Source organism: Streptomyces sp. FH025, assembly GCF_017427025.1.
Taxonomy (GTDB): Bacteria; Actinomycetota; Actinomycetes; order Streptomycetales; family Streptomycetaceae; genus Kitasatospora.
Genome location: NZ_JAFLNG010000244.1, coordinates 1 through 10,130, shown reverse-complemented (window position 1 = coordinate 10,130; position 10,130 = coordinate 1). Strand labels below are relative to the sequence as shown.

General features: G+C 73.5%; 8 protein-coding genes. All 8 read left to right on the top strand.

The genetic code is table 11. The features are described from left to right. A partial coding sequence (locus tag J0670_RS18575) for a TauD/TfdA family dioxygenase (RefSeq protein ID WP_207812738.1) occupies window positions 1-967 on the top strand: 967 nt, incomplete at its 5' end. A gap of 23 nt (window positions 968-990) precedes the next feature. Next, window positions 991-2,202: an ROK family transcriptional regulator gene (locus J0670_RS18570; RefSeq protein WP_207812737.1), complete on the top strand. Its 1,212-nt coding sequence runs from the start codon at window positions 991-993 to the stop codon at window positions 2,200-2,202. Window positions 2,203-2,226: 24 nt separating this feature from the next. After that, window positions 2,227-3,819: an ABC transporter substrate-binding protein gene (locus J0670_RS18565; RefSeq protein WP_207812736.1), complete on the top strand. Its 1,593-nt coding sequence runs from the start codon at window positions 2,227-2,229 to the stop codon at window positions 3,817-3,819. A gap of 24 nt (window positions 3,820-3,843) precedes the next feature. Then, window positions 3,844-4,788: an ABC transporter permease gene (locus J0670_RS18560; protein ID WP_207812735.1), complete on the top strand. Its 945-nt coding sequence runs from the start codon at window positions 3,844-3,846 to the stop codon at window positions 4,786-4,788. 4 nt (window positions 4,789-4,792) lie between these two features. Further along, window positions 4,793-5,641 (top strand): ABC transporter permease, encoded by an 849-nt coding sequence (locus J0670_RS18555; protein ID WP_207812734.1) that lies wholly within the window; start codon window positions 4,793-4,795, stop codon window positions 5,639-5,641. Continuing rightward, window positions 5,638-7,263 carry an ABC transporter ATP-binding protein gene (locus J0670_RS18550; RefSeq protein WP_207812733.1) on the top strand — a complete coding sequence of 542 codons (1,626 nt, stop codon included), beginning with the start codon at window positions 5,638-5,640 and terminating at the stop codon, window positions 7,261-7,263. Before J0670_RS18555 ends, J0670_RS18550 begins: the two co-directional genes overlap by 4 nt. Then, window positions 7,260-9,599, top strand: a complete 2,340-nt coding sequence (locus J0670_RS18545; protein ID WP_207812732.1) for an arylsulfatase — start codon at window positions 7,260-7,262, stop codon at window positions 9,597-9,599. Before J0670_RS18550 ends, J0670_RS18545 begins: the two co-directional genes overlap by 4 nt. A 102-nt stretch (window positions 9,600-9,701) precedes the next feature. After that, window positions 9,702-10,130, top strand: a 429-nt coding sequence (locus tag J0670_RS18540; RefSeq protein ID WP_374223123.1) for a 4'-phosphopantetheinyl transferase, incomplete at its 3' end; no start/stop codon positions are given.

Genomic DNA, 10,130 nt, shown 5'->3' with positions numbered 1-10,130 from the left:
CCTCGGCGGCGACCTCCCCGCCGAGACCGTCGCCGCCCTGGAGGCCGCGCTGTACGAGCACAAGGTGCTGTTCTTCCGCGGCCAGCAGCACCTCGACGACGCCGAGCAGGAGGCCTTCGCCCGCCTGCTGGGCCACCCCGTCGGCCACCCGACCGTCCCCAGCGCGGACGGCCGCTACATCTTCGAGCTGGACGCCACCAAGGGCGTGCGCGCCAACAACTGGCACACCGACGTCACCTTCGTCCCGTCCTACCCCAAGGCCTCGATCCTGCGCGCCCTGGAGCTCCCGTCGGCCGGCGGCAGCACCGTGTGGGCCAACACCGCGGCCGCCTACCAGGACCTGCCTGCCCCGCTGAAGACCCTCGCCGAGAGCCTGCGCGCCGTCCACACCAACGACTACGACTACGCCGCCCGTCTCGCCCTGCGCCCCGAGCTGGCGGACAACGCCGAGGTCGCCCGGCTGTACCGGGAGGTCTTCGTCTCCACCGCGTTCAAGACCGAGCACCCGGTCGTCCGGGTCCACCCGGTGACCGGCGAGAAGACCCTCCTGCTCGGCGCCTTCGCGCAGCGCGTCCAGGGCCTGTCCGGCGACGACAGCAAGGCGCTGATCGACCTCTTCCAGCGCTACGTCGAGCGCCTGGAGAACACCGTCCGCTGGGACTGGCAGGTCGGCGACGTGGCGATCTGGGACAACCGCGCCACCCAGCACTACGCCGTCTCCGACTACGGCGACGAGCCTCGCCTGGTCCGCCGGATCACCCTGGACGGCGACCTGCCGGTCGGCGTGGACGGCGCGCCGAGCCGGCTGCTGGAGCCGGCCGAGCCGCCGCGGGTGCCCGGCCTGGTGCCCGCCGAGGAGCTGGAGGCGGCCCAGTTCGAGGCCTCCCGGCCCGGCACGGCTCGGCCCGGCACGGCTCGGCCCGACACGGCTCGGCCCGACGCGGCTCGGCCCGACGCGGCCAACTGACCGGCGCCGCGGAGGGTTCGGCCATGCGCACCGGGGACGACCGCCGGGATGCCAACGCCTCCGCCGTCCTGCGCACGGTGCTCGACCACGGGCCGATCGCCCGCAGCCGGATCGCCGCGCTCACCGGGCTCAGCGCCTCCGCGGTGTCCCGGCAGACGGTGGACCTGGTGCGGCTCGGACTCCTGAGCGAGCGGCCGGAGTTGACGGGCGGCGGCACCGGATCGGTCGGCCGCCCGCAACTCCCGCTCGACGTGGACACCGACCGGCTCGCCGTCGCCGGGCTGCACATCGGCCTGCCCGGCAGCACCTTCGCCCTGCTCGACCTGCGCGGCCGGGTGCTGCACCGCCAGGAGATCTCCAACCGCGGCCGGACCGGATTCGCCGTCCTGAAGCCGCTGTTGGAGCGCCTGCCCCGGCTGCTGGCGGCCGTCGGCGCCGGCCGTACGGTGGTCGGGCTGGGCGCGGTCACCGGCGGCTCGGTCGACCCGGACAAGGGTGTGACGATCCGTCACGGCCCCTTGGACTGGCAGGACATGCCGCTGCGCGAGCTGCTGGAGGACGCGACCGGGCTGCCCGTCCAGGTGGACAACCACGCCCGGGCGCTCACCCGGGCGGAGATCCTGTTCGGCCACCCGGCGGCGCGCCGCAGCATGGTGCAGCTGTTCGTCGGGCACGTGGTGGACGCGGCGCTGGCGGTCGCGGGCACGGTCCACCTGGGCCCGCCCTCGGCCACCGGCGACCTCGGCCACCTCCCGGTCACCGGCACCGTCACCGACCCGGAGGCGATCAGCGAGGAGCGCTGCCACTGCGGCCGGCTCGGCTGCCTCTCGGTGGCCGCCTCGGACACCACGCTGTTCGAGGCGGCCGCCGCCGAGGGCGTCACCGCCGCGGCCGACCGGTTCCAGTTGATCGCCGCCGTCCGCCGGGGCGACCCGCGGGCGGAGCGGCTGGTGCGCAACCGCGCCCGGATCATCGGCCGCGCCCTCGCCCTGCTCGCCGACGTGGTCAACCCCGACCTGCTGGTGCTCACCGAGACCTTCGCCCTGATCGACCGCCGCCACCTCGACGTCGTCCGCGCCGAGTTCGCGCTCCGCTCGCACCTGCGGCGGGACGCCGACCTGCTGATCGCCCAGCGGCGCGGCGCCGACGTCCTGGCGGTGGCCGCCGGCACCCCGGTGCTCGGCGAGCTGTACGCCCGGCCCGTCCATGCCCTGACGTCCACCCGCCATCCGTAACGACCCACGCCCCGAAGGACCGCCATGACCGCGCCATCACGTCCCCCCGCCGCCCCGAGCCGCCGCGCCCTGCTGCGCGCGGGCCTCGCCGGTGCCGGCCTGTTGACGCTCGCGGCCTGCCGGTCCGCCGTCGAGCACTCCAGGAACGCCGCCGCCGACGTCGACGGGGGCGGCACCCCGCGCAAGGGCGGCGTGCTGTCCATCGCGTCCGCCATCGACATCACCCCGAGCCTGCTCTTCGCCCAGAGCGCCAACGTGCTGGTCCAGCGCCTCGTGTTCAACACCCTGACCAGGTACGACGACCGGCTCCAGCCGCAGCCCGAGCTCGCCACCTCCTGGCAGGTCGCGCCGGACGGCCTGAGCGTCACGCTCAAGCTGCGCGAGGACGTGCTGTTCCACAGCGGCCGCCGCTTCACCGCCGACGACGTCGTGTTCGCCGTCAAGAACCTCCAGAACCCGGCCCGTTCGGCACAGCTGCGCTCCACCGCCGCCGCCGTCACCGACTTCCGCAAGAACGGCGACTTCGAGCTGACCCTGGTGCTCGCCCACCCGGTCAGCAACCTCTTCGACCTCTTCGAGTTCATGATCATCCCGGACGCGGCCACCGTCGAGGACGCCGTCGCCGGCACCCGGCTGATCGGCACCGGCCCGTTCACCCTCACCGAGCGCAAGCCCGGCTCCTCGATCGCCTTCGCCCGCAACGAGCGGTACTGGAACCCCGGGCGCCCCCACCTCGACGGCGTGGAGATCCGGATCATCCCGCAGTCCGAGTCGCTGCTGTCCTCGCTCAAGACCGGCCAGACGCACCTGTCGTACAACATCCGCGGCAAGGACGCCGCGCTCCTCCGCGACGACCCGCGGTTCCACGTCAAGCAGTACGACACCGGCTCCGGCGCCTACTACATCGGCGTCGACGTCACCGCAGAACACGTCAGCGACAAGCGCGTCCGCCAGGCCATCGCCTGGGCGATCGACCGCGACCGCCTCGTCCAGCAGGCCCTCGGCGGCTACGGCAGCGTCTCCTCGGTGCCCTGGCCCAAGTCCTCCCCCGCCTACACCGAGGCCGGCGCGACCCACTACCGGCACGACCCGGAGCGGGCGCGGGCACTGCTCAGGGAGGCGGGCGCGGAGAACATCACCCTCCCGTTCGCCCACGCCGCCGAGCCCGGCCCCACCGCGATCGCGCAGATCCTCCAGTACGACCTCAAGCAGGTCGGCATCGAGACGGAGCTCCGGCCCGCCGACTCGCCGACCATGCAGAAGCAGCTCATCTCGCAGACCATGCCCGCCCTCTGGTCGCTCAGCCACGGCTTCGCCCAGTTGCACCCCGCCACCCTCGCGGTGAGCGCCTACCCCTTCAACGAGGCCAAGAACAGCTCGCACTTCTCCTCCCCCGCCTACACCGACGTCGTCCAGCGGGCCTGGAACCGCAGCGACAGCGACGGCCCCGAGGCCAAGGCCCTCTACCAGCAGATCACCGACGTGCTGCTGGACGAGGAGTTCGTGATCGACCTCGCCATCGCAGGGCTGGTCGAGGTGACGGGCAGCCGGGCCAGGGGCGTCACCCTCAACAAGTTCGGCTACCTCAACCTCGACGACGCCTACCTGGCGGCCTGAGCAGGAAGACCCGGAACCCCCCTCATGCGCACCTTCCTCCTCAAACGCCTCCCGAGCGCCCTGCTCGTCCTCCTCCTCGCCTCCTTCGCGGTCTTCCTCATCCTCCGGCTGATCCCCGGCGACCCGGCCACCTCGCTCGCCGGCCCGGACGCCACGCCCGAGACCGTCGAGGCCATCCGCAGCCAACTCGGTCTCGACCAGCCGCTGTTCAGCCAGTACGTGAGCTGGCTCGGCCGGCTGCTGAGCGGCGACATCGGGCCCAGCTACGCGATCGGCGGGCAGGTCGCCGACCTGATCGGCGACGGCTTCGGCGCGACCGCCCAACTCACCCTCGGCGCCCTGCTGCTGGTGGTGCTGATCGCGCTGCCGCTGGCCGTGCTCGGCGCGACCACCCGCAGCCGGCCGGTCGCCGCCGTGGTCCAGGCCGTCACCACCGGGGTGCTCGCCATCCCTCCCTTCGTCACCGGCGTCGTCCTCGTCCTGGTCTTCGCCGTCTCGCTCGGCCTGCTCCCGGCCGGCGGGCACGAATCCCTGCTGACGGAGCCGGACCTGGCCGTGCAGTACCTGGCCATGCCGGCCGTCTGCCTGGCCCTGCCCAGCGCCGCCGTGGTCGCCCGCTACCTCAAGGACGGCATCGAACGCGCCCTCGCCGAGGACTACGTCCGCACCGCGACCGCGCTCGGCGTCTCCCGGCGGCGGACCGTCTGGCGGCACGCGCTGCCCAACGCGCTGCCCTCGGCGATCACCGTCCTGGGCCTCCAGGTCGGCCACCTCATCGCCGGGGCCGTCCTGGTGGAGCGGATCTTCGCCTGGCCCGGCCTCGGCCAGCTGATCGAGCAGGGCGTCATCCGCCGGGACTACCCGGTGGTACAGGACCTCCTGCTGCTCGTGGTGGCGGTGTACGTCGCCGTCCAACTGCTCACCGACCTGGCCTACACCTGGCTCGACCCACGGATCCGCTGGGAGTGACCCGATGACCACCGCCACCCTTCCGCTCAAGTCCCCGCGCGTACGCGGACGCTACCTCTCCGGGCTGCTGACCTGGCGCGGCCTGACCGGCCTCGCCCTGGTCGGCGTGGTCGCCCTCGCCGGGCTGCTCGCGCCGCTGCTCACCGACACCGACCCCAACGCCCAGAGCGCGCTCGCACTGGCCGGTCCCAGCGCCGAGCACCCCTTCGGCACCGACGACCTCGGCCGGGACCTCTACAGCCGGGTGCTGCACGGCATCGGCACCGACCTCACCCTGATCCTCACCGCCGTACCGATCGGCGCCCTGCTCGGCTGCTCGGCCGCGCTGCTCGCCGCCACCTCCCGGTGGGCCGACCTCGCCGTCCAGCGGGCCTTCGACCTGCTGCTCGCCTTCCCCGGGCTGATCCTCGGCCTCGCCGTCACCGCCGTGCTCGGCCCCGGCCGCTGGCCGGTGGTGATCGTCATCGCGCTCGCCGAGATCCCGGGCTTCGGACGGCAGTTGCGCGCCGGGATCCTGGTCCAGCGGGAGCGCGAGTACGCCCTCGCGGCCCGCATCGGCGGCGCCTCCCGGGCCCGGGTGCTACTGCGGCACGTGGTGCCCAACGCCGTCGACCCGCTGATCGTGCAGACCGCCGTGGCGCTCTCCATCGGCGTGTTCATCGAGGGCGCGATGAGCTTCCTCGGCCTCGGCGTACGGCCGCCGGATCCCACCCTGGGCAGCATCCTCAGCCAGTCCGTCGCCTACCTCACCACCGACCCGGCCTTCGCGGCCGCCCCGCTGACCGCCACCACCGCACTCGTGCTCGGCTTCACCCTGATCGCCGAGGCCCTGAACCGGGGGATCCGCCGATGACCACCGTCCTCCATGTCAGCGACCTCACCGTCGACTTCGGCGGCACCACCGCCGTCGACGGGGTCGGCTTCGAGCTCGCGGCGGGCGAGACCCTGGGCATCGTCGGCGAGTCCGGCTCCGGCAAGTCCACCACCGCGCTGGCCCTGCTGCGGATGCTGCCGCCCGGCGGCCGGATCACCGCAGGGTCCGTCCACCTCGCCGGGCAGGACCTCGCCGCCCTCCCCGAGGAGGCCCTGCGCGCCCTGCGCGGCCGTCGGATCGCGATGGTCTTCCAGGACCCGATGTCCTCGCTCAACCCCGTGCTCACCGTGGGCCGACAGCTGGACGAGGCGCTGCGCGCCCACGGATCGGCCCTTCGCAGGGCCCAACGGCGCGCCCGCGCGACCGAGTTGCTCGACCTGGTCGGCATCCCGGACGCCGCCGAGCGGCTGCGCGACCACCCGCACCAGTTCTCCGGCGGCCAGCGCCAGCGCATCATGATCGCCCTCGCACTGGCCCACGACGCCGAGGTGCTGGTCGCGGACGAGCCGACCACCGCGCTCGACCCGACCATCCAGCAGCAGATCCTGCGCCTGCTCACCCGGATCAACCGGGAGACCGGCACCGCGCTGGTGGTCATCAGCCACGACCTCGGGGTGATCACCCAGACCTGCGAGCGGCTGCTGGTCATGCGCGACGGCCGGGTGGTCGAGCGGGGCGCCACCGCCGAGATCCTCTCCGACCCGCAACACCCCTACACCCGCGAACTGTTGGCCGCCGTACCGCGCCTGGACGAACCCTCCCGGGCGGCCGCCAACAGCACCCCGGGCGAGCAGCCACTGCTCACCGTCCGAGGCCTGGGCAAGACCTACGGCACCCGGCGCCGCTCCGTCACCGCGCTGCACGGCGTCGACCTCGACCTGCACCCGGGTGAGACGCTCGGCCTGGTCGGCGAGTCCGGCTCCGGCAAGTCCACCCTGGCCCGGGCCCTGGTCCGGGCGCAGGCCCCGTCGGCGGGCAGCATCCGCTTCCGCGGCGAGGAGCTGGGCCGCCGGCCGCACCGCGAGGTCCAACTGGTCTTCCAGGACCCGTACTCCTCTCTCAACCCCCGGATGACCGCCGGGCAGATCATCGCCGAACCGCTGATCGCCCACGGCCTCGGCGACCGGGAGCGGCGCGCCGCCCGGGTCGCCGAGCTGCTGGAACAGGTCGGCCTGGACCCGGCCATGGCCGAGCGCCACCCGCGCGCCTTCTCCGGAGGCCAGCGCCAACGCATCGGCATCGCCCGGGCGTTGGCACCCGAGCCGAGCGTGCTGATCTGCGACGAACCGGTCTCCGCCCTGGACGTCTCGGTGCAGGCCCAGGTGATCGAGCTGCTCGCCCGGCTCCAGCGCGACCTCGGCCTGGCGATCCTGTTCATCGCCCACGACCTGGCCGTGGTCCGGCAGGTCAGCCACCGGATCGCCGTGATGCACCACGGCCGGATCGTCGAGACCGGCCCGGCCGACCGTGTCGTCACCGCGCCCGAACACCCGTACACCGCCGAACTCCTGGCCGCCGTCCCGCGGCTGGAGTCCGCCCTCGCCGCACCCGCCGACGCGCCCACCACCGCGCCCCTCGCCAGCACCCGGAGCACCACATGACCGCCGAACCCGCAGCGAACCCGCACCGCCGCGATCCCTACGCCGGCTTCCCCGGAACCGTCGGACGCACCTTCCGCGAGTCCGCCCCCGCCTGGCCTCGGCCCGTCCGCCCGCGCGAGGGCGCGCCGAACATCGTCGTCGTCCTGATCGACGACATGGGCTACAGCGACATCGGCCCGTTCGGCGCCGAGATCCCGACCCCGACCCTGGACCGCCTGGCCGACACCGGCGTCAAGCTCGCCAACTACCACACCATGCCGCTCTGTTCGCCCGCCCGGGCGGCCCTGCTCACCGGCCTCAACCCGCACCGGGTCGGCTACTCCTTCGTCGCCAACGCCGACCCGGGCTTCCCCGGCTACGGCATGGAGGTCGCCGGGGACATCCCCACCCTGGCCGAGCTCCTGCACGACGCCGGGTACGCCACCTACGCCGTCGGCAAGTGGCACCTCACCCGCGACTCCGCCTCCAACGCCGCCGACGACCGCGCCAACTGGCCGCTCCAGAAGGGCTTCGACCAGTACTACGGCGTCCTGGAGGGCCTGACCAGCCTCTTCCATCCGCACCAACTCGTCCGAGACAACAGCCCGTTGGACATAGACGAGTTCCCCGACGGCTACTACTACACCGACGACATCACCGACCAGGCCATCAAGATGGTCAAGTCGCTGCGCGCCCACGACGACGACAAGCCGTTCTTCCTCTACCTCGCCCACAACGCCGTGCACGGCCCCCTCCAGGCCAAGTCCGAGGACCTCGCCCGCCACCGGGGCCGCTACGACGGCGGCTGGGACGAACTGCGCCGCACCCGCTTCGCCCGCCAGCTCGCCGCCGGGCACTTCCCGCCCGGCACCGAACTGCCCGAGCGCAACTCCGAGGCCGGGTACGAGGTCGGCCCCTGGGACGAACTCACCGACGTGCAGAAGAAGTTGTACGCCCGCTACATGGAGGTGTACGCGGCGATGGTCGACAACGTCGACCGCAACCTCGGCCGGCTCACCGACACCCTGACCGCGCTCGGCGAACTCGACAACACCATCATCGTGTTCACCAGCGACAACGGCGGCACCGGCGAGGGCGGCGCCGAGGGCACCCGAAGCTACTTCAGCCGCTTCGTCCACCACCCGAACCTGCCGGACGACTGGAACCCGGACGTCCAGCGCGAGATCGACCTCATCGGCGGCCCGCAGAGCCTGGTCCACTACCCGCGCGGCTGGGGCATGGCCTCCAACACCCCCTTCCGCCTCTACAAGGGCCAGACCTACGCGGGCGGCGTGCGCGTACCCTTCGTCCTCTCCTGGCCGGCCGGCCTGCCACGCGCCGAGGGCGACAGCGGCGTCCGCCCGCAGTACCAGTACGTCACCGACATCCTCCCCACCCTGCTCGAACTCGCCGGTGTCGAACGGCCCTCGAAGCGGCGCGAGCTGCCCGTCCAGGAACTCGACGGCGTCAGCTTCGCCTCCGTCCTGCGCGACGGTGCGGCGCCCAGCACCCACCTCGCGCAGTACTGCGAGATGACCGGCAACCGCAGCTACTACCGCGACGGCTGGAAGCTGGTCACCCTGCACCGCCCCGGTGCCCCGTACGACGACAGCGAGTGGGCGCTGTACGACCTGCGCACCGACCCCACCGAGATCCATGACGTGTCCGCCGAACACCCCGACCTGGTCAAGGAGTTGTCCGCCGAGTGGGAGGCCGCCGCCTGGCGCAACGGGGTCTTCCCGCTCGCCGACGGCAGCGGCGCCCTCGCCCTGCGCGGCCCCGGCGCCGAACGGCTGCGCCGCCCGGTCACCCTGCTGCCCGGCACCCCCGAGCTGGAGCGCTACCGCTCCTCCCGGCTGATCTCCTTCCGCTCCTTCACCGTCGAGGTCGCGCTCGACCGGCACGGGGGCGACGACCGCGGCGTCCTCGTCTCGCACGGCGACCAGGGCGGCGGCTACAGCCTCTACGTCGAGGACGGCCGGCTGCGCCTCGCCTACAACCAGTACGGCGAACTGCTGGAGGCCGACGGCGGGCGCCTCCCGGCGGGCGCACGGTTGGTCACCCTGGAGGCGACGGCGGTGGCCGACCTCAAGTGGGAGTTCCGGCTGCTGGTGGACGGCGTCGAGGGCGGCCGGCTCGGCCCCGTCCACCAGCTGATCGGCATGGCACCGTTCCAGGGCATCAGCGTGGGCATCGACCGCAAGTCCCCGGTCTCCTGGCCGGTGTACGAACGCCACCGCTCCTTCCGCTACACCGGCGCGCTGCACTCCGTCACCTACCGACCGGGCGAGCCCGCGCCGTACGACCCGGAGACGGTCGCCCGGGCGCTGCGCGAGGCGGCGGCGGCCTTCGAGTAACTGGCACCCGGTTCCCGGAGATCACAGACCGGGGCCGCCCACCCGGGTTAGGCTCGGCCCGCGCGGCGCCCGCCCGCGCGGCTTGAGCCTAGGGGGAAACGCATGATCAGGGACCTGCTGCCGGACGTCGTGGTGACCGAGGTCGCGTACGACGACCCGCCGGAGGCCCGGCTGGAGCCCGCCGAGGCGGCGGTCGTCGCCGAGGCCGTCGACAAGCGCCGCCGCGAGTTCACCACCGTCCGCCACTGCGCCCGCGCCGCCCTCGCCCGCCTCGGGGTCCCCTACCGCCCGCTCGTCCCGGGCCTTCGCGGCGCCCCGAGCTGGCCGGACGGCGTGATCGGCAGCCTCACCCACTGCGACGGCTTCCGTGCGGCCGCCGTCTCCCGGGCCGGCGACCTCGCCTCCGTCGGCATCGACGCCGAGCCCGCGCTGCCGCTGCCGGAGGGCGTCCTGGAGGCGATCGCGCTGCCCGTCGAGCGGCAGCGGCTGGCCGAGCTGGCCGCCACGCACCCGGGCACGCCGTGGGACCGC

Bases quoted from the DNA above. Each gene is read 5' to 3' on its own strand.
- J0670_RS18570 (WP_207812737.1), top strand. From the start codon at position 991: ATGCGCACCGGGGACGACCGCCGGGATGCCAACGCCTCCGCCGTCCTG.
- J0670_RS18565 (WP_207812736.1), top strand. From the start codon at position 2,227: ATGACCGCGCCATCACGTCCCCCCGCCGCCCCGAGCCGCCGCGCCCTG.
- J0670_RS18560 (WP_207812735.1), top strand. From the start codon at position 3,844: ATGCGCACCTTCCTCCTCAAACGCCTCCCGAGCGCCCTGCTCGTCCTC.
- J0670_RS18555 (WP_207812734.1), top strand. From the start codon at position 4,793: ATGACCACCGCCACCCTTCCGCTCAAGTCCCCGCGCGTACGCGGACGC.
- J0670_RS18550 (WP_207812733.1), top strand. From the start codon at position 5,638: ATGACCACCGTCCTCCATGTCAGCGACCTCACCGTCGACTTCGGCGGC.
- J0670_RS18545 (WP_207812732.1), top strand. From the start codon at position 7,260: ATGACCGCCGAACCCGCAGCGAACCCGCACCGCCGCGATCCCTACGCC.